Source organism: Pseudomonas sp. Lz4W (genome assembly GCF_000346225.2).
GTDB classification, from domain to species: Bacteria; Pseudomonadota; Gammaproteobacteria; order Pseudomonadales; family Pseudomonadaceae; genus Aquipseudomonas; species Aquipseudomonas paraversuta.
Genome location: NZ_CP017432.1, coordinates 2,682,163 through 2,708,670, shown reverse-complemented (window position 1 = coordinate 2,708,670; position 26,508 = coordinate 2,682,163). Strand labels below are relative to the sequence as shown.

Annotated in this window: 27 protein-coding genes and 1 pseudogene; 20 read left to right on the top strand and 8 right to left on the bottom strand. The window is 57.9% G+C overall.

Features of this window, described 5'->3' with window-relative positions; all coding sequences use genetic code 11:
- Positions 1 to 228: 228 nt before the first annotated feature.
- Together B195_RS12435 and B195_RS12430 are read left to right on the top strand one after the other, a co-directional pair.
- Positions 229 to 1,059 carry an undecaprenyl-diphosphate phosphatase gene (locus tag B195_RS12435; protein WP_003445828.1) on the top strand — a complete coding sequence of 277 codons (831 nt, stop codon included), beginning with the start codon at positions 229 to 231 and terminating at the stop codon, positions 1,057 to 1,059.
- A 35-nt stretch (positions 1,060 to 1,094) separates the two neighbouring features.
- Entirely contained in the window at positions 1,095 to 1,493 is a 399-nt protein-coding gene (locus B195_RS12430) for a DUF1294 domain-containing protein (protein ID WP_003445827.1), read from the top strand.
- Positions 1,494 to 1,497: 4 nt separating this feature from the next.
- Here B195_RS12430 and B195_RS12425 read toward each other — a convergent pair whose 3' ends face one another.
- Positions 1,498 to 1,842, bottom strand: coding sequence for an MmcQ/YjbR family DNA-binding protein (locus B195_RS12425; protein ID WP_003445826.1), 345 nt, complete (start codon positions 1,840 to 1,842; stop codon positions 1,498 to 1,500).
- Between the two features lie 8 nt (positions 1,843 to 1,850).
- The gene (locus tag B195_RS12420) at positions 1,851 to 2,759 is read right to left on the bottom strand and encodes a LysR substrate-binding domain-containing protein (RefSeq protein WP_003445825.1); all 909 of its coding nucleotides are present in this window, start codon (positions 2,757 to 2,759) and stop codon (positions 1,851 to 1,853) included.
- A 126-nt stretch (positions 2,760 to 2,885) separates the two neighbouring features.
- Between B195_RS12420 and B195_RS12415 the strand changes: the two genes are divergently transcribed.
- Positions 2,886 to 3,497 (top strand): FMN-dependent NADH-azoreductase, encoded by a 612-nt coding sequence (locus B195_RS12415; protein WP_003445824.1) that lies wholly within the window; start codon positions 2,886 to 2,888, stop codon positions 3,495 to 3,497.
- A gap of 170 nt (positions 3,498 to 3,667) precedes the next feature.
- Positions 3,668 to 4,699 (top strand): hypothetical protein, encoded by a 1,032-nt coding sequence (locus B195_RS12410; protein ID WP_003445823.1) that lies wholly within the window; start codon positions 3,668 to 3,670, stop codon positions 4,697 to 4,699.
- Positions 4,700 to 4,717: 18 nt separating this feature from the next.
- Here the strand turns inward: B195_RS12410 and B195_RS12405 are convergent, their stop codons facing one another.
- The 3 genes and pseudogenes from B195_RS12405 to B195_RS23075 all read right to left on the bottom strand — a co-directional run.
- Positions 4,718 to 5,905: an MFS transporter gene (locus B195_RS12405; RefSeq protein ID WP_003445815.1), complete on the bottom strand. Its 1,188-nt coding sequence runs from the start codon at positions 5,903 to 5,905 to the stop codon at positions 4,718 to 4,720.
- 342 nt (positions 5,906 to 6,247) lie between these two features.
- Positions 6,248 to 7,834 carry an ABC-F family ATPase gene (locus tag B195_RS12400; protein ID WP_003445814.1) on the bottom strand — a complete coding sequence of 529 codons (1,587 nt, stop codon included), beginning with the start codon at positions 7,832 to 7,834 and terminating at the stop codon, positions 6,248 to 6,250.
- A 12-nt stretch (positions 7,835 to 7,846) separates the two neighbouring features.
- A pseudogene (locus tag B195_RS23075) lies at positions 7,847 to 8,139 on the bottom strand (site-specific integrase); the annotation flags it as partial.
- Between the two features lie 303 nt (positions 8,140 to 8,442).
- On the opposite strand from B195_RS23075, the gene aroE reads away from it, so the two are divergent.
- The 4 genes from aroE (at position 8,443) to B195_RS12375 (ending at position 13,170) form a co-directional block, all read left to right on the top strand.
- Positions 8,443 to 9,258 (top strand): shikimate dehydrogenase, encoded by an 816-nt coding sequence (gene aroE, locus B195_RS12390; protein ID WP_003445811.1) that lies wholly within the window; start codon positions 8,443 to 8,445, stop codon positions 9,256 to 9,258.
- A 56-nt stretch (positions 9,259 to 9,314) separates the two neighbouring features.
- Entirely contained in the window at positions 9,315 to 10,751 is a 1,437-nt protein-coding gene (locus B195_RS12385) for an MFS transporter (RefSeq protein ID WP_003445810.1), read from the top strand.
- 134 nt (positions 10,752 to 10,885) lie between these two features.
- Entirely contained in the window at positions 10,886 to 11,581 is a 696-nt protein-coding gene (locus tag B195_RS12380) for a hypothetical protein (protein WP_003445809.1), read from the top strand.
- A gap of 332 nt (positions 11,582 to 11,913) precedes the next feature.
- Entirely contained in the window at positions 11,914 to 13,170 is a 1,257-nt protein-coding gene (locus B195_RS12375; protein WP_003445808.1) for a hypothetical protein, read from the top strand.
- 202 nt (positions 13,171 to 13,372) lie between these two features.
- On the opposite strand, the gene B195_RS12370 is transcribed toward B195_RS12375, so the two are convergent.
- Positions 13,373 to 13,909, bottom strand: a complete 537-nt coding sequence (locus B195_RS12370) for a GNAT family N-acetyltransferase (RefSeq protein WP_003445803.1) — start codon at positions 13,907 to 13,909, stop codon at positions 13,373 to 13,375.
- Positions 13,910 to 14,065: 156 nt separating this feature from the next.
- Here B195_RS12370 and B195_RS12365 point away from each other — a divergent pair, with 156 nt between their 5' ends.
- Together B195_RS12365 and B195_RS12360 are read left to right on the top strand one after the other, a co-directional pair.
- Entirely contained in the window at positions 14,066 to 14,833 is a 768-nt protein-coding gene (locus B195_RS12365) for a transporter substrate-binding domain-containing protein (protein WP_029612844.1), read from the top strand.
- Positions 14,834 to 14,930: 97 nt separating this feature from the next.
- Positions 14,931 to 15,284, top strand: a complete 354-nt coding sequence (locus tag B195_RS12360) for a hypothetical protein (protein WP_003445800.1) — start codon at positions 14,931 to 14,933, stop codon at positions 15,282 to 15,284.
- Positions 15,285 to 15,350: 66 nt separating this feature from the next.
- Here the strand turns inward: B195_RS12360 and B195_RS12355 are convergent, their stop codons facing one another.
- Entirely contained in the window at positions 15,351 to 15,797 is a 447-nt protein-coding gene (locus B195_RS12355) for an SRPBCC family protein (RefSeq protein WP_003445798.1), read from the bottom strand.
- A 207-nt stretch (positions 15,798 to 16,004) separates the two neighbouring features.
- Positions 16,005 to 16,934, bottom strand: coding sequence for a LysR family transcriptional regulator (locus B195_RS12350; protein ID WP_003445796.1), 930 nt, complete (start codon positions 16,932 to 16,934; stop codon positions 16,005 to 16,007).
- 131 nt (positions 16,935 to 17,065) lie between these two features.
- On the opposite strand from B195_RS12350, the gene B195_RS12345 reads away from it, so the two are divergent.
- The 10 genes from B195_RS12345 (at position 17,066) to B195_RS12295 (ending at position 26,434) form a co-directional block, all read left to right on the top strand.
- The gene (locus B195_RS12345; RefSeq protein WP_003445794.1) at positions 17,066 to 17,341 is read left to right on the top strand and encodes a DUF2798 domain-containing protein; all 276 of its coding nucleotides are present in this window, start codon (positions 17,066 to 17,068) and stop codon (positions 17,339 to 17,341) included.
- Positions 17,342 to 17,556: 215 nt separating this feature from the next.
- A complete protein-coding gene (locus B195_RS12340; RefSeq protein ID WP_003445792.1) occupies positions 17,557 to 18,246 on the top strand; it encodes a GntR family transcriptional regulator in 690 nt (229 codons plus the stop codon).
- Positions 18,247 to 18,269: 23 nt separating this feature from the next.
- A complete protein-coding gene (locus tag B195_RS12335; RefSeq protein ID WP_003445790.1) occupies positions 18,270 to 18,947 on the top strand; it encodes a DUF2848 domain-containing protein in 678 nt (225 codons plus the stop codon).
- 7 nt (positions 18,948 to 18,954) lie between these two features.
- Positions 18,955 to 20,295: an amidase gene (locus tag B195_RS12330; RefSeq protein WP_003445780.1), complete on the top strand. Its 1,341-nt coding sequence runs from the start codon at positions 18,955 to 18,957 to the stop codon at positions 20,293 to 20,295.
- A gap of 150 nt (positions 20,296 to 20,445) precedes the next feature.
- Positions 20,446 to 21,780: an MFS transporter gene (locus B195_RS12325; RefSeq protein ID WP_238143928.1), complete on the top strand. Its 1,335-nt coding sequence runs from the start codon at positions 20,446 to 20,448 to the stop codon at positions 21,778 to 21,780.
- 245 nt (positions 21,781 to 22,025) lie between these two features.
- Positions 22,026 to 22,379: a hypothetical protein gene (locus B195_RS12320; protein WP_003445777.1), complete on the top strand. Its 354-nt coding sequence runs from the start codon at positions 22,026 to 22,028 to the stop codon at positions 22,377 to 22,379.
- A gap of 159 nt (positions 22,380 to 22,538) precedes the next feature.
- Positions 22,539 to 23,576, top strand: a complete 1,038-nt coding sequence (locus tag B195_RS12315) for a zinc-dependent alcohol dehydrogenase family protein (RefSeq protein WP_003445776.1) — start codon at positions 22,539 to 22,541, stop codon at positions 23,574 to 23,576.
- Between the two features lie 266 nt (positions 23,577 to 23,842).
- On the top strand, positions 23,843 to 24,157 hold the full coding sequence (gene hdeA / locus B195_RS12310; protein ID WP_003445774.1) for an acid-activated periplasmic chaperone HdeA: 315 nt from the start codon (positions 23,843 to 23,845) through the stop codon (positions 24,155 to 24,157).
- Between the two features lie 199 nt (positions 24,158 to 24,356).
- Entirely contained in the window at positions 24,357 to 24,863 is a 507-nt protein-coding gene (locus tag B195_RS12305) for a hypothetical protein (RefSeq protein ID WP_003445772.1), read from the top strand.
- A gap of 422 nt (positions 24,864 to 25,285) precedes the next feature.
- The gene (locus B195_RS12295; protein WP_003445769.1) at positions 25,286 to 26,434 is read left to right on the top strand and encodes a PQQ-dependent sugar dehydrogenase; all 1,149 of its coding nucleotides are present in this window, start codon (positions 25,286 to 25,288) and stop codon (positions 26,432 to 26,434) included.
- Positions 26,435 to 26,508: the final 74 nt, after the last annotated feature.

The window sequence follows — 26,508 nt, the reverse complement described above, 5'->3', positions numbered from 1 at the left end:
GTTTTGATCTGGCCCCCCCTCTCGATGTCATAGCAGCCAAACTGGAACGCGTCTGATAGGATCTCGGCCGGAATTCCAACGCCGGATATTTATTGATTTCCGACAGTTATTTCACATCACCTTGGTGAAAATGACACGGCTGTAACCCACCCCCGCGGCAGCGGTTGCACTCACATCTCGATTTTTGATTAATCCGCTCTGCAAGACGCAGGGCCTTATGGGGGAACGATGGATCTTTGGACTGCCGCACAGGCGTTGATACTGGGTGTAGTAGAAGGCCTTACGGAATTCTTGCCGATCTCGAGTACCGGCCACCAAATCATTGTGGCGGACTTGCTGAACTTCGGCGGCGAACGCGCCATGGCGTTCAATATCATTATTCAGCTGGGTGCGATTCTGGCCGTGGTCTGGGAATTTCGCCGCAAGATCATCGACGTTGTCGTCGGTCTGCCAACTCAACCACAAGCCCGGCGCTTTACTGTCAACCTGATCATCGCGGTAATGCCGGCGGTGGTGCTGGGGGTGATTTTTGCCGACGTGATTCATGAGTACCTGTTCAACCCCATTACTGTGGCCACGGCATTGGTGGTGGGCGGTGTGATCATGCTCTGGGCCGAACGTCGCCAGCATGTGATCCGTGCTGAAACCGTAGACGACATGACCTGGAAAGACGCAGTGAAAATCGGTTTTGCGCAATGTCTGGCCATGATCCCGGGCACGTCGCGTTCGGGTTCCACAATTATCGGCGGCCTGCTGTTTGGCCTGTCGCGCAAGGCGGCTACCGAGTTCTCGTTCTTCCTGGCAATGCCGACCATGGTCGGTGCGGCGGTGTATTCGGGTTACAAATACCGTCACCTGTTCCAGCCGGACGATTTGCCGGTGTTCGCGATTGGTTTTGTGACCTCGTTTATCTTCGCGATGATCGCAGTACGGGCCTTGCTCAAGTTCATTTCGAACCATAGTTATGCCGCGTTCGCCTGGTACCGGATTGCATTCGGTCTGCTGATTCTGGCGACCTGGCAGTTTGGCTGGATCAACTGGTCGGCAGCTTCTGCGTGAGAAAAGCAGCGAAGGAAGGTGCGGGCCATGGAGGGATGCCCGATAAAAACGGCGCGCCGATTCGTGGCCTGAAGATCAAGCTGCTGGTGTTTGTAGCAGTCTGCGCGTTGCCCCTGGGCGGTTCGGTGAGTCTGTTGCTCACCGGCATCAGCCGCGTACCGTTACTGGTCTATGGCCTGGCAAGCTGCCTGGCGTTTGCTCTGTACTGGTACGACAAGCAACAGGCCAAAGCCGGTCAGTGGCGCACCCCGGAGAAGGTCTTGCACGGGGTCGAGTTGCTGGGCGGCTGGCCCGGGGCGCTGGTGGCGCAACAGCTGTTTCGCCATAAAACCCGCAAACTCTCCTATCAGCTGTGGTTCTGGCTGATCGTGGCCGTGCATCAGGCGCTGTGGATTGATGTGCTGTTCCTGAAGCTGACCTTCGCGGATCTGTAAGCCATCAGAGGAGCAAGCCGATCTGCCGTTTTTTCGGCAGTTTGCCGACCACCAGCTGGTGGGAGCGGCGCAGCAGGTCTTGTAACTCTGCGGCGCCCATGGGGTAGGGCGCCTGCATATTGATCCAGTACGCCCGCGCCAGATACGGTGACGGGCGTATCCCCGGGCGGTCCACGTAGCCCAGGAACAAGTCTTTCTCGACCTTGAACGACAGTCCGTTGCTGTTGAGGTTGAACAGGGCAAACATCTTGCTCTGGTCGATGTAGAACACCTCGACCCCGCCCCATTTCACATCCTCCTTGACCCCGGGCAAGCTGCGGCAGAAGTCGGCTACCTGTTGCTTGGTCATGGCCTGGTTCATAGCAATTTGTCTCCACAACGGTTGAACGTTTCGGCCAGGTGATCGATCCAGGCCCGCACGGCCGGCATCACCCCGCGTCGATGGGGATATACGGCATGCAGCCAGCCGCCGGGCAGTGACCACTTGGGCAGTAGCTGTACCAGCTGGCCACTTTGCAGTTCCTGTTCGCAATACATCATGGGCAGCACGGTAAAACCAAGACCGGACAGTGCGCAGGCTTTGCGTACCACAAAATCATCAATGCCAAGCCGTGCTTCCAGTACCAGGTCGCTGGCTTTGCCCTGTTCATCGAGCATCCGCAGATGGACCATGCGGTCAGCTTCAAGTGCGCCCAGCAGTGGCACGTTTTTCAGGTCGTCAGGACTATTGATCGGCCACTGGCGGGCAAATTCCGGGCTGGCAACCATTACCGTCTGGGCCTGACGTAAGCGGCGGGTGACCAGCAACGGGTCTTCATCCCCCAGTTCGCGCACGCGCAAGGCCACATCAATGCCCTCGGTGATCAGGTCGACGCGCCGGTTGAGCAAAATCACTTCCAGCTGTACGTGAGGGTAGGCACTCAGAAAAGAGCTGATGACTCCGGGCATGAATTCATGGGCCAGCCCCACCGGGCAGGACACCCGCAAGCGCCCCCGCGGCTCGCTGGACATGCTGGCGACAGCTTCGTCTGCCATCTCGGCCTGCAGCAACATGGCCTGGCAATGGCTCAGGTAGCGCTCGCCGACGGCGGTCAGCTTCAACTGACGCGTGGTGCGCTGCAGCAGGCGCGCCCCGAGACGTTCCTCAAGTTCGGCCACACGTCGCGACAAACGCGATTTTGGAATGCCGAGCAAACGGCCGGCAGCAGCGAAACCACCGGCTTCGACCACCTTGGCAAAGTAATAGAGATCGTTAAGATCTTGCATGGCTGGGCTCACTGTCCTACAGGTGGGACGAACTATCGCATGTTGGCAGTCTTATCGTCGATTGCTTTCATTGATAGCATCTACCTCACTTGATCGCCCAGTGGCGGTCCTCACTTGGAGATCACCATGAAACTATTGCATATCGATTCGAGCATTCTGGGCGACAACTCGGCTTCGCGTCAGTTGAGCCGCGAAGTGGTCAAGGCCTGGCAAGCGGCAGAGCCAGGGGTTGAAGTGAGTTATCGTGACCTGGCCAGCGAGGCCATTAATCACTTCTCGGCAGCGACTCTGGTGGCCGCCGGTACCCCGGCCGAATTGCGCGATGCGGCGCAAAAGCACGAAGCCGAGTTGAGCGCTGCAACCCTGGCACAATTTCTGGAAGCGGACGCAGTGGTGATTGCTGCTCCGATGTACAACTTCACCATTCCAACTCAGCTCAAGGCCTGGATCGACCGGATCGCAGTGGCCGGCCAGACGTTCCGCTACACCGAAGCCGGCCCCCAGGGCCTGTGCGGCAACAAGAAAGTCATCGTGGTTTCGACTTCCGGCGGCATGCACGCCGGGCAAGCCACTGGCGCAGCCCACGACGATTATCTGAAGGTGCTGTTGGGCTTTCTGGGGATCACCGATGTTGAGTTCGTACGGGCCCATGGCCTTGCCTATGGTGATGAAGTTCGCAGCAAAGCCATGAACGATGCACAGGCGCAAATTAAGCAGGATCTGTTCAGCGCGGCGTAAGTTATCTAAATCGTTACACCTACTAAACTCTGTATTCTGGGCGCTTGAAGTGGCCAGGGTACGGAGTTTTTTACGTCTGGCCTTAGCCTCTGGCTCGGGTTATGCAAAGCCTCTGGATCAAGGTCCTGGCAGCGCTGGTATTAACCGGGCGTCATTCAAGGTGAGCATCGATGATGCGTCTGTGGGCAGTACTGGTTTTGTTGTTGGCAACTTGCCCCGTCATGGCGCAGGCCGAGCCCGCGGTGCACTGGAGTGCGGGGTTTCATCGCCTGAGTTTTCTCGATCCGCTGGATGAACAGCCGATGCATGCCATTGCCTTTTATCCGTCCACTGATGCCGAAGGCATAAGCAAAATCGGCGGTTATGAGATCGAGGCCACCGAAGAGGCCAAAATCGCCATGGGCCATTACCCGCTGCTGCTGTTGTCCCATGGCAACACGGGGACGCCGCTGGCCCTGCACGATCTGGCTACATCGCTGGCGCGCAAGGGGTTTGTGGTGGTGGCGGTACTGCACCCCGGAGATAACTATAAGGACCATAGCCGTTTGGGCACCTTGAGTAATCTTTACGGCCGCCCGATGCAGATTTCGGCGGCCATCAGCGCTGTGCTGGCCGACCCCGAACTCTCGGCCTATGTGCATGACGATGAGGTGGGAGTCATCGGCTATTCCGCAGGCGGCGAAACGGCTCTGATCCTGGCCGGAGCCCAGCCCGATCTGGACCGCCTGCGCCGTTACTGTCAGGAACGCCCGGATGATCATGATGCGTGCACCACCAAGGGCGAGTTGACCGCCGACCGCGATGATCTGGTGCCGGTAGCCGATCCAAGGGTGCGTGCGCTGTTATTGATGGCGCCGTTGAGCCTGATGTTCGGGCGTGAAACCCTGGCGCAAGTGCATGTGCCCGTGCTGCTCTACAGCGGCGATAACGACAAGCTGGTGTACCCCGATAAAAACGCCGATGCCCTGGCGCGCAAACTGCCGGTGGAGCCTGAGTTCAAGGTGATCCCCGGTGCCGGGCATTTTGTGTTCATGGCGCCCTGTACCGATGCACAAAAGGCGGTAATGCCCGGTTTGTGTACGGATGCCCTGGGGGTCGATCGCGAGAATGTCCATCGCGATCTGATTTACGAGGCCGGGCGGTTTTTCAGCAAAACCCTGGGCTCATCGCCAACCACGAGTACGGTCGCAACAGGTCCGTAAGGGCTGTTGTTCGAGGCGCTAGCGGGCTTTGCGCAGGGATAGCCCGACCGTCAGGGTCAAGCCCAGAACACTCAAAAGTGCTGCACTGAAAAAGATCCATGGGTAGCCCATGTTCAAGGCAATGGCGCCCATGATCGGCCCGGCAATGGCCAGCGCCAGATCGAAGAACACGGCATAGGCGCTTAACCCCGCGCCGCGGCTGGTGAGGGGCACCTGTTTGACGGCTTCTACGCCAAGGGCCGGGTACACCAGGGACAGGCCAAACCCCGCCAGCCCCGCACCCGCAAGGGCATAGCCGGTTGAGGGGGCCAGCCACAGCAATCCAAGACCGACGGTTTCGATGGTCATGCAGGCGATCGCCACGCTGTAGCCGCCAAAGCGATTGATGCTGTTAGTGAATAACAGCCGCGCCAGGATAAAGCACACACCGAATACCGACAGGCAATAGGCTGCGCCGAACCAGCCGCGGTCGATATAAAACAGGGTGATGAATGTGGTGAGGGTGCCATAGCCAATGGAGGCCAGAGTCAGGCTGATGCCGTACGGGGCAATCAGGCTGAACACTGACCAGAAGGGCAGTGGGACGCCGCGAACCACCGGGATCGAAGGCTTGTTGCGTATCAGCAGCAGTGCCAGCACCGCCAGCACTAGCAGGGCGATGCCCAGGCTGAGGAAGCCAAGGCGGTCGATCATCACCACCCCCAGCGGCGCACCTATGGCAATGGCACCGTAGGAAGCGATGCCGTTCCAGCCGATTGCCCGGGCAGTGTGCTCGGCGCCAACCTGGCCAATACCCCAGACAATAGTGCCGACACCTATCAGCCCCTGGGCGATGCCCAGGAAAATCCGCCCGACAATCAAGACCCCCAGGCTCAGCAATGGCCAGTCCTGGAGCATCACTGCCAGCAACGTCAGAGCGCCACTGATGGCGATTCCGGTCAGGCCATAAACGATGGCGGGCTTGGTCCCGCGGCTGTCCACCAGACGTCCGGCCCCGGGTCGGCTGAGTAAGGTGGCCAGGTACTGCGACGCTATGGCCAGGCCTGCAACCACGGCGCTGAAACCCAGCTGGTCATGGACATAGCCCGGTAATACGGCAATCGGCAGGCCGATGCAGATGAAGGCGATGAAGGTGTAGAACACGATTGACAGAATTTGCAGCGTGACCGACAGCGAGCTCGCGGGGGAGGGATGTTGCGCAGGCATAAGCAGAGTGTCCGGCTGTCAGTCGTAGACCGGCATCATGGCGTGGCCCCGGGACAAAAGAAAGCAGGCTAACGATATTCGTGGTCTGGCAGAAACGAAAAACCCCGTCAGCGGGCGCAATGCCGGTCACGTAAACGACTGCTGTCTCAACGGTGGGAGCGAGCTTGTATCGCGATGTGCTCGAGGGCGCTGTGTTCAATCTGTAACACGCATTCTCGTTAACAATCATCGCGAGACAAGCTCGCTCCTGCAAAGGCAGGGTTTACTTATGTGAGCAGCATTGCGTCAGTGTGACGGGGTTTTCGTTATGACGCTTTGTTCAGCGATGCGCAGTGTCCGATATCAGAACACAACGCCCTGGCTGCGCAGGTAGTCATCGTAAGTACCGCTGAAGTCGATCACGCCGCTTGGGCTCAGCTCGATAATACGAGTGGCCAGCGAGGATACGAATTCACGGTCATGGCTGACGAAGACCAGGGTGCCAGGGTAGTTCTCGAGCGCCAGGTTCAGTGCTTCGATGGATTCCATGTCAAGGTGGTTGGTCGGTTCGTCCATGATCAACACGTTCGGCTTTTGCAGGATCAGCTTGCCGAACAGCATGCGACCTTGCTCACCACCGGAAATCACTTTCACCGACTTGAGGATGTCATCGTTGGAGAACAGCATGCGGCCCAGAGTGCCACGTACCATTTGCTCGCCCTGGGTCCACTGGCCCATCCAGTCGAACAGGGTGTAGTCGTCTTCGAAGTCGTGGGCGTGATCCTGGGCGTAGTAGCCCAGTTCTGCCGCTTCAGTCCACTTGACCGTACCTGCATCCGGGGTCAGTTCATTGACCAGGGTGCGCAACAGTGTGGTTTTGCCGATACCGTTCGGACCAATGATCGCTACGCGCTCACCGGCTTCAACGGTAAAGCTGAAGTCCTTGAACAGGGTCTTGCCGTCGAAGCCCTTGGCCATATTCTCGACGATGACCGCCTGGCGGTGCAGCTTTTTGTTCTGTTCGAAACGAATGAACGGGCTGACACGGCTCGAAGGCTTGACCTCGGCCAGGGTGATCTTGTCGATCTGCTTGGCACGGGAGCTGGCTTGCTTGGATTTCGAGGCGTTGGCCGAGAAACGGCTGACGAACGATTGCAGCTCGTTGATCTGGGCCTTTTTCTTGGCGTTTTCCGACAGCAGTTGCTCGCGCGACTGGGTCGCAACCGTCATGTACTCGTCATAGTTGCCCGGGAACAGGCGCAGCTCGCCGTAGTCAAGGTCAGCCATGTGGGTACAGACACTGTTCAGGAAGTGCCGGTCGTGGGAGATGATGATCATCAGGCTGTTGCGCTGGGTCAGAATGTTTTCCAGCCAGCGGATGGTGTTGATATCCAGGTGGTTGGTCGGTTCGTCGAGCAGCAGTACTTCAGGATCGGAAAACAGTGCCTGCGCCAGCAATACCCGCAACTTCCAGCCTGGCGACACTTCGCTCATCGGGCCGTTGTGTTGTTCGATACCGATACCCAGGCCCAGCAGCAATTCGCCGGCACGGGATTCAGCGGTGTAGCCGTCCATTTCGGCGAACTCGGTTTCGAGTTCGGCCACGGCCATACCGTCTTCTTCGGTCATTTCCGGCAGGGAATAGATGCGGTCGCGCTCAGCCTTGACCTTCCACAGCTCTTCGTGGCCCATGATCACGGTATCGATCACGGTAAATTCTTCGTAGGCGAACTGGTCCTGACGCAATTTACCCAGACGTACGTTCGGCTCCAGCATGACCTGACCGCCGGACGGCTCAAGGTCTCCGCCGAGGATTTTCATGAAGGTGGACTTGCCGCAACCGTTGGCACCGATCAAACCATAACGGTTACCGGCGCTGAATTTTACGGATACGTTCTCGAATAGCGGCTTTGCGCCGAACTGCATCGTGATGTTAGCTGTGGAGATCAATTACTTTACCTATCAATGGGTTGCGGGCCGCGCATTTGGCGCTTGGGCCATTCCTGGGGCATTTTGGAGCTTATCCATCTCTCCCCAGTCGCCGCTTGAGTTCAACCAGCGGGCATAAGTCGAGAGCAGCATCTGGACGCTGTGTCCAAGCTGTTGGGCAATAAAGGCGGGATTCATGCCAGACATTACGCATATTGTCGCATAAGTATGACGGTAGTTGTACGGCGGGCGATAACGGGTCTTCAGCTTCTCTGGCGCCGGCCTCCCATTGTTTGTGCCGGTCCCGGGGGCTGGCGGACGTACTGGGCCGCCCTGGCGGCTGGTTTTCCTGCGTCAAATCGCGCTCCGGCGCCCATATCCAGAACCGGCCAGAACGCCTGCGGGATTTGCTCCCGGAGGGTGACGGTTTTTGGTGATCACGGGCGGTGATCACGGCATCAACATAAACGATTGGCGTCCCGGGGAGGTAGCGGTTGAAAGTGGCGGCATTGACCCACTCATCGATCCAGGGAAGGAGATGGACATGATCGACAGCTTTCGCCGCCAGTCCCTGTTCGTCGAGGGTGGCTTGAATCACGTCGTCTGACTCCCACGCCAAGGACTCTGCTATGCCTCAATCCCTGCCAACGCTGTGCGGCTCTATCATGGGGTCGCCGTTTTCACTCTCGGCAAAGATCCACAACGCGGCCTATGGGGCCCTGGGGCTGGACTACACCTTTGTCTGTTTTGGCGTCGAAGACCCGGTTGCTGCCGTGGCGGCCATTCGCGCTCTGGGGGTGCGCGGCATGAATGTCTCCATGCCCTACAAAACTGCGGTGATGCCTCATCTGGATGCCATCGACGAGTCGGCCCGGGTGATTGGCGCGGTCAACACCATAAACAATGTCGACGGGGTGCTCACCGGCTACAACACCGACTACCTGGGGGCGATTCGCGCGCTGCAGGAGGTTACCGGTCTGCGGGACAAACGTATCGCCGTGATCGGTGCCGGCGGCGCCGCCCGTGCGGTGGTCTTTGGCTGCTTGCAAGCGGCGGCCCGGGTCACGCTATTCAACCGCACTGCCGAACGCGGTACTGCCCTGGCCGAGGATCTGGGGGCCCGCTGGGGGGGCAGCGTCGAGGCATTCACGGCCAGCAACTTCGATATCGTGATCAATGCCACCTCGGTGGGCTTCAAGCAGCCGGACAGCAACCCGCTGGACGGGCGCCTGGCCAGCCATCTGATTGTCATGGATGTGGCGTTCATGCCGGTGCACACCGCTCTGCTGCAGCAAGCCAAAGCCCTGGGCTGCACGACCGTGGCCGGCACCCGGATGCTGGTCCATCAAGCCTGTCGGCAAATCGAGCTGTACACCGCAAAAGAAGCGCCCCTCGACATCATGGAGCAGGCCATGCTTCAGGAAATACAACGGTTGAACTTGTAACCAGCCCCACCACCGGTCAATAACAAGATGCCGTAAAGGCACCTGGAGGTCCCCCTATGTCTCTCGATAACGCCCCATCCGACAGCGCCTTGATCCCCGACGGCCAGGCGCGCAAGCAAGACCTGAACCGTGCCGCCTGGGCCTGCTCCCTGGGCAGTGCCCTGGAGTACTACGACTTTGCGCTGTATACCCTGGCTTCGGCGCTGATCTTCGGGCCGTTGTTCTTTCCTGAGCAGACCCGGGCCATGAGCCTGATCGCCAGTTTCGGCACCTATTTCCTGGGCTTTGCCGTACGGCCCCTGGGCGGCGTGCTGTTCGGCATGATCGGCGACCGCGTCGGGCGCAAGTTCGTGCTGACGTCGACGGTGCTGCTGATGGGCGTTTCCAGCACCCTGATCGGAGCCCTGCCAAGTTTCCATCAGGTCGGTTATCTGGCACCGGCACTGCTGGTGATTCTGCGTCTGCTTCAAGGGCTGGGCGCAGGCGCCGAACAGGCCGGTGCGGCGGTGATGATGACCGAATACGCACCCCGGGGCCGGCGCGGTTTCTATGCCGCCTTGCCGTTCCTTGGCATCCAGCTGGGCACCATCCTCGCGGCAGTGGTGTATTTCCTGGTGGTCAGCGGCAATGACGATGTCATCGAGAGCGGGCTGTGGCGCGTGCCGTTCTTCAGCAGTGTGGTGATCGTGGCGCTGGGGCTGTACATGCGTCTGTCTCTCAAGGAGTCGCCGACCTTCATCCGCCTCAAGGCGCTCAAGCGCGTCAGCGTCAACCCGCTGAAAAGTGCGATGAAACACTCCCGGCCCAGCTTGCTGATCGGTATCGGCCTGCGCCTGGGGGAAAACGGCGGTTCATCGATTTACCAGGCCCTGGCTGTGAGCTACATCGTTGGCGTGGTAGGTCTGCAAGGGCCGGTGGGCGTGCTGACACTTATCTGCGCCGCCAGTCTCGGCGCGCTCACCGTACCGGTTGCCGGCATGCTCAGCGACCGGTTCGGACGCGTGGTGGTTTACCGGGCCTTCGCCCTGCTGCAACTGGCCCTGGCCTTCCCGGTATGGTGGGTGCTGAGCCTGGGCAACGTGGTAGCGAGCATCATCGCCATCTCCATCGCGCTGGGCATCGGTACATGGGGTATGTTCGGCACCCAGGCGGCACTGATGCCTGAACTGTTCGGCTCGCGCCACCGCTACATGGGGGTGTCGATCGCCCGGGAAGCCTCGGCAGTGATTGCAGGGGGGATTGCACCGCTGATCGGTGCAGGTCTTATCGCCCTGGTCGTGGCCAGCCATGACGGCGACGCCAGCGCCGGGGTCGGTGCCTGGCTGCCGATTGCCTGCTATCTGACCCTGCTCACACTGATCACCCTCTATACAACCTTCAAGACCCCGGAAACCCTCAATCGCGACCTGGACGAGCCCCGTGATGCCTGGGAAATTGCCCACCCTGCAACAGCGCCGGCAAACGGCTCCAGCACCGCGACAGGCACTGCCTGATCCGCGCTGGCCAGGCTGCCTGTTACCACGGGCAGCCCTGGCTGGCAGCTCACAGATGCTGACCGCGCAGGATGCTAGAGTCTCCAGTTCGGGAGTCTGGTTAAACCGGACCACCTTCGAGTCCTGGAGTCAGCATGCGCAATCTGGATTTCAGTTCCTGGGAGGCCATCCTCTCAACGCTTGCAGGATTAGTCCTGATCACCGTTATCGGGGTCGGGATTCGTCTGCTGGCTATGCATACGATCCAGCAACGGCGGGAGCGGGAAAACCGTCAGATCAATGAACGTTTGCGTACCCTCATCGCGGCCTACAAAACCCTGGGTGGCTCCTTCACCGGAAATCTTGAGGTTGATCCCACTCATCTGCGGGATTTGCGCCGCAGGACTGCGACTGCCAACACCAGCCCGGATCAGGCTGCCGAGAGCGTGACCCTGACCCAAGCTGTTGCCGTGCAGGGCAATGGCGACCGCTCAAGGCGGGTACGCGATGCGGTTGAAGCGGCGCTGTCCGATATCATTCTGCTGGGTACCGAGGAGCAGGTCCGGATGGCGGCAGTAGCAGCCACGGAGCTGGTGGCAGGGCGTCCCATTCATACCGCCGAACTGGTTACCTCGCTTCGTGACTTCATTCGCGCCGTGCTTGATCTTGATCCCGTACCCGCCGAGCTTTCGATTCCAAAGCAGGGGCCGGTTCGCCCGTCTTCTTCAGGTGGCGGCAAAGGTGATAAGGGCGACTCCAGAAGTGCTGGCAAGGGCGGGGGAGCCGGGGGCGATGGTGCAGGGGGTGGCAGTGCGTCGCACAGCGATTCCTGGCAAGAGCCGCATCATTGAAAGTGGCACATATTCCTTTACTGCAATGATCCGTGGCACAGGGGCGTTATATTCGGCTGGCAAGCCTGTTCAAGGCAGTTTGTAGAGCACAACTACTTTACGAGTTGGTTTTCGCATATTTAACCGGGCATGTGTAATACCTCCATGACTGTCTTTGTAGATGCGCTGTGGACAAGGTGAGAGGGCTGCGCCACGGGTATGTTATCGGGATACTGCAGGATGTCTGACTCTTCAGGCGCCACCCGTCTGCCGGTGCAGTTAATAGCAAATGCGCTGTCTCGAGAGTTGATCTTTTAAACATTGCCCGGTCACCGCTCTTCAGGATAATCGCTATGAGTGAAGTTGAAGTACAAGATGTAAAGGCCTCTGGCTGGAACCAGTTGTCTTATTTTAAAGTGTTTGTAAATAATGACAGTCACTTGCAAAATTCGCGCTACCCGCTTCTTAATAATGGCAATCAACAATTACTTGTCACTGTGCGTCTGGCGGCCAAGGACGCATCGGGGAACTTCGTAACTGTAACGCCAGCGGATCTGGCCACCATCCGACTGATTGATTACGGCACTTCGGAAATCATCTATTTGGGTGAGCAACTGCATCCATGGTGTACCACATTCACTAACCTGGGCTATGCGTGGGATCGGGGTTTCCTTGACTCCATTCGCAGCTTGCGGCTGGAGCAGCCCAAGCTGTTCGAACAGGCTGCTATTGACCCGCCTACCTTGGATCAAGCCCTTGAGGGCGTACCGCTGCAGCCCCATGAGCAAGCGCAGCCAGGGTTGGAGTTGCACACGCAAAACCAGGCGCTCAGTCAACCCAGGGCCGACTACCAGACTGTCCAGTTTTATGTGCGAACCACGGCAACTACCTTGCGTCGACTGGCCGTTCGTATCAATAACAGTGACGGTACCGTATTTCGTACCAACTACAGTGAAGTGGGTGACGATACGGGAGAAGGTGATAAGCGCGGAAAATTCAATTCATCGTTTGAAGTCGAACCACTTACCTTTCCGCGCTTGCCATCGGAAAACTACGGCGATCGCCTCGCCAACGGCTATTTGAAAGATACCCCGATTGGCCATGGAGATTTTGCCGGAAAATTTCGTGCATTTGAACATCATGTCAATATTCGAATGCCCAACGGTCGCAGCCTGCCCATTAAAACGATAACCAATTACTCCTCTCAAAACGGAGTTGTCTGGGCGGCCCATGGCAGCGGAAAGTCCAAATGCACCGTCACCTACTTTGGCTTGCCTGGAAGTCAAGTGACCAGGTTGACGAACAAGCCCGAGTATATCGGCATTATGAGAAACGGCTTGAGCAGGGAGTACACAGGCGTGTGGCTAACTTATTTAGGCCGACACATGGGCATTGAAGGTAAAATAAAATACCCTCGCGAGGGTGAAGTGGTGATTGGACAAGTCATTATGGAGGAGAACTTTTACTTCTACCAATCGGTGACCAACAATATAGAAGTGCCAAACCGAATGACCCACGATTTCAGCGTCATTGATATTTATGGTACATCGCACAACCTTCGGGTCGGGCTGATTCCTGCCTTCAATTACCTGACGCTGGAACGCCGTTAGTCAACAGCTAACCACTGAAGGTGCGGATCGCCAAAAATCGATCTGCACTGGCGTGCGTCCAGTCGATACACACAAACGCTCAAGCCCTGGTTATCCAGGGCTTTTTATTGGGCAACAGGACATGACGACGCCAGAGACGACAGTGGCCCAGGTTCAGTGTTGCCGTTGCAGTTTACCTGGCGTCAGCCTCGGCCTGATCAGGTCAGTCCGTATTCAAGCGCGCATACAGGTCGAAGTTGCGTGGTGTTGCGCGGACCATGCGCAATGACCTCAACCTTCCTTCGAACTCGAATCCGCTGTTTATCAGCACCTGGGCTGAGCCGGGGTTGGTATCAAGCACAGTGCCTTGTACGCGCACCCATCCGTACTTTAAAAAAGACCATTGGGTTACCGCTGTACAGACAGCGCTGGCAATGCCTTTGCCCCAGAATTGCGGCGCAAGATCATAAGCCACTTCGGCCGTACGGTTCACTTGCGATATTGAATGAAAGCCAATGGTTCCAATCAGCTCGCCATTCAGTTCGTCAGTGATGGCCAGCCGTCTTGTGGAGGTGGCAAGAGTTGAGTCCATCTCGTCGAACATGGGTAACAGGTCTTGCTCTGAGCTCAGGTTCCAGCTGGTATGTTGAACAACCGCTTGTTGTGAAAGGTACGCGTACCATTGCGGTATATCTGACCTTTCCAGCTGGCGAAGCGAAACACCCGGGTATTGGACGGCAGGCGCCCTGGTAATTCTCATGTGCAGGGTCCGTTATCAGAACAGAAAATTGCTTGGGGCTCAGGCTACGCTCCGGGCAGTATGGGGCGTTACTGGTATTACATTCAGCTATGCGGTCCTGTGCGGCACAACCACCGCGGCCTTACAAAAACAATTCAAAAAACCAGGTAGAGAACAATGAATAGAAGGTTTTATGGGTGTGTGATCCTGCTATCACTGCTAGGCGCTCAGAGCGCGGTCGCCAGAAGTTGGCAGGAGATCAAGCAAAGCGGCGAGCTGCGGGTCGGCGTTCCTGGCGATTATGCTCCGCTGGCGTTTCACGACAAACAAGGTGATCTGGCCGGTTTTGATATTGATATGGCTAAGGCCCTCGGACATGAACAGCAACTCAATGTCAGATTTGTGCTCAGCAGCTGGCCAACACTGTCTGCAGATCTGGCAGCAGACAAGTTCGATATCGCAATGGGCGGGATTACCGATACACCGGCCAGAAAAAGCCAGTTCGGGCTCTCTGCACCGGTGGTCAAAAATGGCAAGATCGCCATGACGCAGTGTGACAAAGTCGCTCAGTTTGCGTCATTGGACGCGATTGATCGCAAGGGCGTGCGGGTGACTGTCAACCCCGGCGGTACCAATCAGGAGTACGTCGACAAACATATCAAGGATGCCCAGATCGTCCGAGCCCAGGACAATATCGCCAGCTTGCAGGGGATTCGTAGTGGTCAGGCCGACATCATGTTTACCGACCTGATTGAAGGGGATTATTACCAGAGCCAGGAACCCGGTGTGTTCTGTGTTTCCACTCGCCAGATTCTGCCCGGAACCGCCAGCGATAAAGTTTATATGATGCACAAGGACAACCAGCATTTGCTGGATGCGGTGAATGCATTGTTGTCCGGTGAATCCAGAAACAGGCTGATCACTCAATGGAAAATGTCGGAGTAGCCATGAAGGCTGCCGCACAGACGCAGGCTATGACGTTTGTCAGGCCACAACGAGCAGGCAGCGCCTGGCGTATATAAAAACTACAGAAGGTCTTCGAATGTTCTCAACATTTGCAGTGCAGAGGCTTAGCGTCGGCTCGATCTACAAACTGTTTTTTATCGGGCTGGTCATTTCACTCGGGATCATCGGACTAGTCAGCGGGATCCTGGCTGTATTCGGTTTCGATACGGTCAACTGGAACGGGGAGCCTGTGCACGGGGTTGCCGGGATTATCGTAGGGCCCTTGGTTGGCCTGTTCCTGGCGCTGTTGTTCGGCACCCTTCTAGGCAGCGCTTGCGTGTGCGGTCTGTGGCTGTATTCGAAGTTTCGGCCTCTTACCCTGAGCGGTAAAAGCCTGGCTCAAGCATCCATAGATACTGCGGGGCCTGTCAGCCCGGGCAAGCCGCTGTAACTGTTATTGCCGTGCCGCCTGTCTGTGGAAACGATCGGCAAACAGGCGGCACGGGACTGCATTGAGTCACTCGGCAATTTCACTTTCGACCAGCCTGGCGAGCTGTATGAGCGAGTCCTGCCAGCCAAGGTAACAGGCCTCTGGCGGGATGACCCCGGGTATGCCTTCTTGAACCACGCTCAATTCGGTCCCGCAGGAAACCGCCCGCAGAGCTACCGTTGTGTGCATGACGCCCGGCAGGTTTGGATCATCGAAGCTGTCGCTGTAGCGAATCAGTTCATGGGGTACCAGTTCCAGGTATTGCCCGCCGAACGAGTGAGTTTCGCCCGTGCTGAAATTGCTGAACGACATTTTGTAACCACCCCCCACTGTCGCATCCATGTGCTGGACCTTGCCGGTGTAGCCGTAGGGGGGCAGCCATCTGGTCAGGGCATCGGCTTCCAGGAAGGCCCGATAGACACGTTCGGGCGGGGCTTTGATGACGCGATGAAGTCGAACGGTATGTGTGGACATGATGACTCCTCAGATCAGTGGCGGGCCTTCAGACATGCACAGGATCAGGTGCTCAGCGGTCTGGCTTGTCATCACTGGGCCCGAGCGGGTGGATGTCTTGCCAGATGCTGTTTTTTGATAGCACCGAAACCCGCAGGCGTAAAGGCCGCTGCTTTGCCATGCCCATGGCTGGCCTGCGGCACAAGGGCGCGCGGATCACGGCATGGCTCAAAGGTTTGCCTGCGGCCAGCGCTGTTCCAGGTGTGCACTCAAGTAATCGATAAAGGCTTTTACCTTAGGCGTCATGGCGCTGCGGTCCTGGACACAGACGTAAATATCCAGCGGTTCGGTAGCGGACTCCCTTGGCCCATGACTGCTCTCAAGCAGGGGCACCAGTTGCCCGGACTCGATAAAGGGCGCCGCCACGAACTCCGCCAGCCGGGCTATGCCAGCACCATGGGCAGCCATTTGGGCCAGGGTGTCAATGTCGTCGCTCATGGCGGTCACATTGAGCGCCGCATAGTAATGTTCTGAGTCGCGAATAAATCCCCAGCGCAGGAAGCGGCCGTCCAGCGGGTAGCGAAAGCCCAGGCATGCATGCTGCTGGAGTTGCTCCGGCGAATCCGGCCGACCGGCCCGTTCAAGATAGGAGGGGGCGGCGCAAACGATAAAGGGCACTGAGACAATCTTGCGCGCGATAATTCCTTCCTCCAGTTGCGGCTTGATCCTCAGGCTCAGATCAATCCCGGCTTGAATATGATTGATCTTGCTATCGCTGGTGTTGAGCTCAAGGGTCAGGCGCGGGTGGCGGGCCGCGAAGCCTGCAACCAGCGGGGCCAGCACATGGCGCCCGAATGCAGCGGTAGAGGCAATGCACAGCCGGCCCTGAAGTTCGGCATGGGGCTCACTGATTGCCGATTGGGCGGCCTCCAGGTCTGCAACGATACGCTGCACTTTGGCGTAGTAGATGGCTCCGCTTTCGGTTAACGCCATGCTGCGCGTGGTGCGCTGCAGCAGGCGGGTGCCCAGGTGCTCCTCAAGGCGATTGAGGGTCTGGCTGACGGCTGCGGCACTGAGCCCCAGGTTTTTCGCCGCTCCCACGATGGAGCCTGTTTCAACCACCTTGGTAAAGCTGGCGATGGCCGCAAGAAGATTCATGGCTAATCCTGAAAGAAGGGCTATTCGTAAGTTTTACTTTATAAAGTAAGCGGAAATTACCGTCTAGTTGCGCACTTTTGTTCTTGATATGGTGCGTTTCCCCAAAGAAACCGTGTTTAAAAGGGCTGGACATGAATTCAAAGACTTCTGCAAATATCCGTTTTTACAATCGATTGAAGCTCTCGGCCGCCATGGCTCCCTATGTATTTGCGTTCTATATGGCGGCAATCATGGCCTTTCTCATGTCATTGGTGATCACGGCGGCCAACTCCGGGATTAATGAGGATTATCTAAGCAATGCCCTGGGCGCCTATCGATTGGCCATGACGGTGGCATTCCTGTGCATTCTTGTGGTTCGCCCCATTGTGATCAGGTTAGTGGCTGTCACCGTCCACCGGCATCCCTAGGGATGCTTGCCCTGCATGGCGCACAAAAAAAGCGCGTGCGCGCACTAAATCGGGCAAATAAGTAACAAGTTACATTCCCCGGAGCCTCCCTTCGCTCATCCTTGTTTCCCCCGATCCCTTGTAAACCGGCGTTTTCAGTCACTGCGCAGAGTCTGGCACAGGCTTTGCTTAGTCTGATATTCATCTGATATATCAGATGAATATCAGGAGTGAAAATGCCGAAATCCATTGATGTTTCCAGCCATCAGCAGTCCACGCCGCCGCTCATCAAGAGCGCCGCCCAACTGCGGGAGCTGGCGTATGCGCAAATAAAGCAGCGGATCATCAGCTGCGAGTTCCGCCCTGGCGACGCCATCAACGAGGCGCAGCTGGCAGCGCTGCTGGGGCTTGGCCGAACGCCGATCCACCAGGCGCTGCATCGCCTTGAAGTAGAAGGCATGGTCACGATCATGCCGCGCAAGGGGGTGATGGTGACCGCGCTGTCACTTAACGATGTGCTGGATATGATCGAGGTGCGTGTTTCCAACGAGCAGCTGTGTATCAAGCTGGCGGTGGAACGTGCCCACGACACTGATATCAAGGCCATGCGCGACATTCTGGAGCGCACCCCTCAATTGCTGGCGGACCACGACGTGACCGGGCTCATGACGCTGGATCTGCAATTTCATATGTCGATTTCAGCCGCCGCACACAATCGCGTCCTGGCTGAACTGCTGCGCAACCTGCACGAAAAGCAGGCCCGTTTCTGGTACCTGACGCTGTCGGAAAACCACCACAGCCAGCGCATCTATGACGAGCACATGCACATTCTCGAGGCGGTGGAACAGAGAGACGGCGATGCCGCTGTCGCAGCGATCCATCACCACATCGACGACTTCCGTCGCGCCATCATGCGCACCCTTTAATTATCGATCCGGAGCACTCTTTCATGACTCAATTGACTTTCCACGTCGTCGGCCAAGGTGAGCACCAGGCCAGCATCAAGCATTTGATCATTGCCGGCTGGGCAGGGCGTAACAGTGAAGCGGTGGAACACCATATTGCCGAACTGGAAGCTCTTGGCGTGCGCCGTCCTACGCAGATCCCGTGTTTCTACCGGGTTTCGGCCAGCCTGCTGAACACCGCGCAGAGCATCCAGGTGCCGGGTAAGGACTCTTCCGGCGAGACCGAGTTTGTATTGATTCCAAGTGAGGAGGGGCTGTTGATCGGCCTGGGCTCGGATCACACCGATCGCAAGGTTGAAAGCTACGACGTCACGGTGTCGAAACAGATGTGCGACAAGCCGATTGCGCAGCAGGTCTGGCGCTTTGCCGAAGTTGAGGCGCATTGGGATCAACTGGTAATGCGTACCTGGCGCGTGCGTGATGGCGAACGTGCGCTGTATCAGCAAGGCCCGGTGACCAATTTGCTGGCGCCGCAAACCCTGTTGGGAAAACTCAACAGCGCCGGCGCATTGCCAGCTGATACCGCGATGTTCTGCGGCACCCAATCGGTGATTGGCGAACTGGGTTATGGCGAAGCCTTTGAAATGGAATTGTTCGACCCCGTCCTTAACCGCAGCCTGCGTCACCAGTACGGTGTCGAGTCGCTGCCTGTGGCGGAGTGAACAGACAATGAAAGATATTGCACAGCTCGCCCGGGACCTGGCTGAGGGTCGTACCACCAGCGAGGCGCTGGTCAAACAGGCATTGGCCCGCATTGAGGCACATCGCGAGGCAGGCGGAGTGGCCTATATCAGCGTTGATGCCAGCAGCGCCTTGCTGGCGGCCCGTGCCAGCGACCTGGCGCGGTCTTCGGGCTATGTGCCGTCGGCCCTGGCCGGCCTGCCGGTTTCGATCAAGGACCTGTTCGATGTGGCCGGGCAGATCACGGCCAGCGGCTCCAGTCTGCTGGCCGAGGCACCGGCGGCCAGTCGCGATGCAGTGGTCGTGGAGCGGTTGAGAGCGGCGGGGGCAATTGTGCTGGGTCGAACCAATATGAGTGAGTTTGCATTTTCCGGTCTCGGACTGAATCCTCATTACGGCACACCGCTGACCCCATGTGCAGAACAGCGCATTGCCGGTGGCTCCAGCTCCGGCGCCGCGGTCAGTGTGGCGCTCGAGATGGCGGTCGCGGGGCTGGGCACCGATACCGGCGGCTCGATCAGGATTCCGGCGGCCTTCTGCAATCTGACCGGGTTCAAACCCAGTGCCAGTCGCGTCCCGCTAACCGGTACCTTCCCCCTGGCGCCGAGCCTGGATTCCATTGGCGCTCTGACCCGCAGTGTCGCCGACAGCATCCTGCTGGACCGGATTCTCTCGGGGGAGCAACTCGCTACCCCCATGCCGTCCCTGGCCGGCCTGCGTCTGGCGGTGACCCGGGATTTCGTCCTCGATCAGCTGGATGAGACCGTGGCTGTGGCTTTCGAGCGCAGTTTGGGCCTGCTCGCCGAGGCCGGGGCCAGCATCCGCTGGTTTGATTTTCCCGAGCTGCACCAGTTGCCCCGTATCAACGCTGCCGGCGGACTGACCGCCGCCGAAGCCTGGCACGGCCATCGCCAGTGGCTGGAAGGCGACGACGCACAGCAGTACGACGCCCGTGTCGCCCAGCGCATTCGGCGCGGTGCGGCCATTGGTGCAGCTGATTACCTGGATACCCAGGTCGAACGCCAGCGCTTGATTGCCATCGCCCGGGAGCGTCTGGGCGATGCCGATGCCTGGCTGATGCCCAGTGTCGCCGTGGTACCGCCGAAGCTGGCAGACCTTGCCACGGACGAAAGCTTTTTCGCCGCCAATGGCCTGGTGCTGCGCAATACCAGTGTGATCAATTTTCTCGACGGTTGCGCCTTGAGTTTGCCCTGTCAGCTGGCTGAAGAGTTGCCGGTGGGGCTATCAATCGCGGGACTGCACGGGCAGGACGCACGGGTGCTGCAAGTGTCGCGCGCGGTTGAGGCTCTGTTGCGGGGAGTCGCCTGATGCCTTGCCCGTAACTGGAGGGCAGGCCCGGCCTGCCTGATTTTTAATACTGCTTTGCTCCCGGAACGCCACGGCCAACCACCGTGCGCCGACGCTCGCCTGGAAATCGGCAGCGGCGGCTCACTGCGCAACGTATTGACGAGATGACTTATGAACCGAAGCAACCCAAGTACAACAATGGCTTCAGAGCTTGACCTCGACCCGGTAGCGGCCGAAGTCAGTGCTGTCTATCGAAAGATCGCCTGGCGCCTGTTGCCGTTTTTAGTGTTTCTCTTCGTGCTGGCCTGGATCGACCGGGTGAATGTCGGCTTCGCCAAACTCTCCATGTTGCAGGACCTGGGCTTCAGTGAGGCGGTCTACGGCCTGGGAGCGGGGATTTTCTTTATCGGCTACTTCTTTTTTGAAGTGCCGAGCAATCTGCTTCTGGAAAAAATCGGTGCCCGCCGCACCCTGGCGCGCATCACCATCATGTGGGGCCTGACGTCCATTGCCATGGCCTATGTTGAAAGTGCCTGGTCCTTCTATGTGTTGCGGTTTTTGCTGGGGGCCTTTGAAGCGGGTTTCTTTCCGGGGGTGGTGTTGTACCTCACTTACTGGTTTCCAGCGGCCCAGCGGGCCAAGATCAACGGCATGTTCATGACCTCTTTCGCAATTGCCGGGGTCGTCGGCGGGCCACTGGCCGGTTTCATCATGAGTCGCATGGTGGGTGTCGGCAGTCTGGCCAACTGGCAATGGCTGTTTATCCTGGAAGGTATTCCGTCGGTTATCGCCGGCTTCCTGGTGCTGCGCTATCTTCCGGAAAAACCGGCGAATGCCAAGTGGCTGACGGCGGCACAGCGCAAAATGGTGTCCGCTACCATTGCCCGCGAGGACAGCGCGCCGGGTAAACACAGCGACCTGCGGACTCTGTTGCGTTATCCCAAATTGTGGTTGTGTGCACTGGTCTACTTCTGCCTGGTGAGCGGTAACGCAACCATTGCGTTCTGGACTCCATCGGTCATCAAGTCCCTGGGTGTGAATGACACCATGAACATCGGGCTGCTTTCCTCAATCCCTTTTATTTTGGGGACTGTGGCGATGCTGTGGAACGGCTTCCATTCTGACAAGAGCGCCGAGCGCCGCATCCATTGCGCCATGGCTGCGATCCTGGCAGGGCTGGGGTTGGTCTGCACCGGCCTGTTTATCGGTAACGCAGTACTGGCACTTATCGCCTTGACCGTTGCAGCCATGGGCATTCTTGCGGCTTTTCCGGTGTTCTGGTCAATTCCGGGTGCATTTCTGGCAGGTACTGCAGCAGCAGGGGGCATCGCCCTGATCAACTGCATCGGCAATCTGGCAGGGTTCGTCGCGCCTTATATGATCGGCTGGCTTAAAACCCAGACCGGTAGCCTGGCGGCAGGCCTGTATATGGTGGCCGGTTTTGAAATATTGGCGGGGGTATTACTGCTGCTGTTTTTCAAAGGTATAAAAGTCAGTAAAGTTTAATGCTACTTAATGGCAGAGCCGGCCATGGATAAGGGCGGTGAATATTTAAAAACTGTCACCGAGTATTCAACTTCCGGTGCCACTGCATGCCTTTTTCGAAGCCACGACTCGCCCGAATAATATTATCCGGGCGAGTCGCCACTGCTCAGTTCATGGCGCAGGGTCACTGCCTGATACCGGCGGTGCTCCGATACTGCTAGGCTGCCGGGTTCAGGCACGGCATGGAGCCGTTTCAAGGATTGAATATGCAGATCAAGAACAAGTGTCACTTTGCCCTCATCAGTATCGTTTTCGCCGCCGCTACCCTGACGGGCTGCGCCCATAGCCCACCCTTCAGCGGCCAGTCGGTCACTGACCCCGTCCTGCGCAAGGATGTGCTGGTGAATGTGCAGGGCCTGTTCTCGGCAATGACCCAATGCAGGTCCATCAGCAATGTGGACACCACGATTGCCAGTGTTGAGCAATCGCCCACCGGGTCAATCAGCAAAGCGGTTGAAACCTGGCAGGTGTCCGGCTGTGGCACCAGCAAGACTTACAAGATTGAACTCAGGTCCGACGCCAGGGGCGAAACCGATTTCTCGGTGTCGTCCAAAGGCTAGAGGCGACAGACCGCATGCTTAACCCGGGGCTTTATGACCTGCGGCAAGGGTGTATGGAGAAAAGGCTGCTTAACTGCATCGAACGACTTTGGGGGCTGGCGCTTGAGTCACATCAACGCCAGTTGCTGTTGTTTTTTGATCTGACTAAGGAAAGCCCATATGAAAGCGCTCACCTATCAGGGGCCAGGCGCAAAAGCCTGGTCTGATATCGCCAAACCGGTCATCGACAAGCCGACCGATGCCATAGTCCGTATTTTGCACACCACTATCTGTGGTACCGATCTGCACATCCTCAAGGGCGATGTACCCGAGGTCACCAAAGGTACGGTGCTGGGCCATGAAGGGGTCGGAGTGGTCGAGGCCGTAGGGCCGGCAATTCGCAACTTCAAGCCCGGTGATCATGTGCTGATTTCATGCATCACCTCATGCGGCAGTTGCCCCAACTGCCGGCGGCAGATGTACTCCCATTGCGCTGACGGCGGCTGGATTCTGGGCCATACGATTGACGGTACCCAGGCCGAATATGTGCGTATTCCCCATGCCGACAACAGCCTGTACCCGGTGCCCGCCGGCGCGGATGAAGAAGCGCTGGTGATGCTCAGCGACATTTTGCCTACCGGCTTCGAGATCGGCGTGCTCGCCGGCAAGGTCAAGCCGGGTGACAGTGTGGTGATAGTCGGGGCGGGCCCTGTGGGCATGGCCGCCTTGCTGACGGCGCAATTTTACTCGCCCGCCTTGCTGATCATGGTTGATGGCGACACCAATCGTCTTGAAGTTGCGCAGCGTTTTGGCGCGACCCATGTGATTGATATCAACACGCAGAATGCCGTTGAACGCATCTTCGAGTTGACCCAGGGGGTAGGGGTGGATGTGGCGATTGAGGCGGTGGGCATCCCGGCATCCTTCGATACCTGCCAGTCGGTTGTAGCCCCTGGAGGCAGCATTGCCAACGTGGGGGTGCATGGCAAAAGTGTTGAGCTGCACCTGGAAAAACTCTGGATCCAGAACGTCACCATTTCGACCGGGCTGGTCAATACCAACACCACGCCCATGCTCATGAAAACGGTGCAGTCCGGCAAGGTAGATGCCGGCCAGCTGATTACCCACCGATTCGCACTCAACGACATTCTTCAGGCTTATGAGGTGTTCGGCAATGCGGCAAAGGAGAAGGCAATGAAGGTCATTCTTTCTCAATAAACGGCCCGCCATAGCCAATTCAGCAGGCATTCTTACCCAGTGTCGGGAGCCTGCGAAACTTGGACCTTAGTTGCTGAAGGTACTGAACGGATAACGCGATATCCGTTCAGGTTTAGTGTGTCTTTTAAATGTAAAACCCTGGTGTTTCAGGCGCTAAAAGAATAAATAAGTTGTAGTGATTTTTTGACAGCTAATGCATTCACTACTATGTTCTTGGCGGCAGGTAGAAACACATCAACTCTTTTTGATAATAGGGAAATATTCATATGAAGAAGCACATTCTGCTGTTGAGCGCTGTCAGTCTTGTCGCACTGTCGGGCCTGGCACAAGCTGATGCCAAGCAGCCTGTTGCGCAATGGACGTGCGCGGATTTCCTGGCGGTTGATGAAACCTATCAGCCGATCGCCGTTGGTCTGGGTGAAGCAGTGAACAAGAAAGGCCAGGTTGAGGATGCTGTTCTGGACGTGGACGGCGTTGCCAAAATCACCCCACTGGTAATCACTGCCTGCAAGGAAACGCCGAAAGAATCCTTCGTGCAAAAAATCAAGTCCGAGTGGGCCAAAGTCAAAAAAGACGTGTAATGCGCCAGGCCTGTACTTCACAAGAGTACAGGCTTACCCCCTCTGTTCCTGCCTGAGCCCGTTCGTGGCGAAAAACCTTTTCCAGCCTTGTGAATTTCTCGCCCCATCTATCCTCTACATCAAAAGCAGAGCTGCCTTGGCGGTCTGAAGGCCGTAGTAGACTAGGTTCGCGTTATTTTTAATTGGCGGGGGGTAACTTATGTTAATCAGGTCACTGGCCGAACTTGATCGCATTCGTGACGAGTGCAAATCCATGGTCACCAAACGCTCGGCCGTATCGGCAGGCGCCGCGGCCATCCCTATTCCCGGGCTCGACATAGGCACTGATGTGGCGTTGCTGGTGGAAATGCTGCCGGCGATCAACAGCAAGTTCGGACTGACCCCGCAGCAGATCGAGCGGCTGGACTCGCGGTCCAGGCGCCTGATTGTGGTGGCGGTTTCCGGGATCGGCAGTGAAGTCATCGGTAAATTCATCAGCCGGACACTGGTCATGTCCTTGGTACGCAAGATGGGCACCAAGGTGGCGACCAAGTCGGTGATCCGCTTCGTGCCGTTTGTGGGGCAGGCGGTCGCCGCAACCATCAGTTTTGGGGTGATGAAAATGGTCGGCAACGGCCATATCGAGGATTGCTATCAGGTCTGCCGTCAGGCGTTGCTGGAGGAGGCCCGGGAATCAGTGGTCATCGAGATCGGTCCTGAAGACTGAGCCTGCCAGTGAACGGCCCCGCACAGGAGCCATGTGATGAACAAACCATGGGGGCGAAGATGAATATTATCCGGTCCAGCTATCTATGCTTGCTCCTGGGGGCTGTACTTGTCGCCCAGGCGCAGGCCGGCACCTCTTTGACTTCAGAGCCCGGGCGGGTGGCGCAAAACACCCTGAGCCCCAATTCTGCGCCTGCAGACAATACGCTGCGACGCATCAATCCCAACAGCCGGCAGGGCACGATCCCCGCAACGCCAGCGGTACGAAGCCCGTCGACGGCCCCTGTGATACGCCAGCCGTCCATTGAGAACGGGCAAATCGGCAATGGCTACCCGCGTAGCCAGCCCCCACCCCGGACCATCAAGCCAACGGCGCCATCGCTTCAGCCGCGGGACAATCGTTAATCGAACAAGGATCAGCCAATGTTGAGAAAAACCCTGGCCACGCTGTGCGCCACCTCGCTGCTCAATGTGGCTGTCATGGCCCATGCCGATGCCCAGCGGACCTTTGCCTCCGAGTCCGGAACAGTCACTGCAACGCCAGTTGTCGAAGGCCTTGTACATCCCTGGGCCCTGGCCTTTCTCCCGGAAAAGCAGGGCATGCTGGTTACCGAACTTCCGGGCAACCTGCGGGTGGTGAGCCCGTCCGGCAAACTGTCTGCCCCGCTATCCGGTGTTCCCCAGGTATGGGCCAAAGGGCAGGGCGGCCTGCTGGATGTGGTGCTGTCGCCGAGTTTTGTCGAGGATCGCCTGGTGTACCTGTCCTACGCCGAAGGGGGTGGTGAGGACGGCAAAGCGGGGACCACGGTTGGACGCGGGCGCTTGTCGGATGATCTGACCAAACTCAGCAACTTTGAGGTGATCTTTCGTCAGGAGCCCAAACTGTCAACCGGCAACCATTTCGGCTCACGTCTGGTGTTTGACCGTGATGGCTATTTATTTATTGCCCTTGGCGAAAATAATCAGCGACCGACTGCCCAGGACCTCGACAAGCTGCAGGGCAAAGTGGTGCGCATATACCCTGACGGTCGAATCCCGCCCGACAACCCGTTTGTAGGCCAGCAAGGGGTACGCCCGGAAATCTGGTCATTTGGCCATCGCAATCAGCAGGGTGCCACCCTGAACCCCTGGACCGGGACACTCTGGAGCCATGAGCATGGCCCCAAAGGCGGCGACGAAATCAACCTGATCGAGCGCGGCAAGAACTATGGCTGGCCACTGGCGACCCATGGCATTGACTATTCTTCGCAGCCCATCTCTGAAGCCGGGGGCAAAACAGCCGAAGGAACCACAGGCCCCCATCATGTGTGGGAGAAGTCTCCGGGCATTAGCGGGATGGCGTTCTACGATGGGGAGCGCTTCAAGCCCTGGCAGCACAACCTGTTTATCGGCGCGCTGGCCGATAAAGACCTGATCCGGCTACAGCTTGATGGTGACAAGGTGGTGCATGAAGAGCGCTTGTTGGGCGGTCTGAACGCGCGTATCCGGGACGTGCGCCAGGGCCCGGACGGTTATTTGTATGTCTTGACCGATGAAAGCAACGGCGCGTTGTATCGCGTCGGCTTGCAATAGTCAGCAGAGCCATAGTCGCTGACGAGGAACGAAGGCTGCGATCGAGCCCGCAGGGCTCGCGCATTTAAAGATGC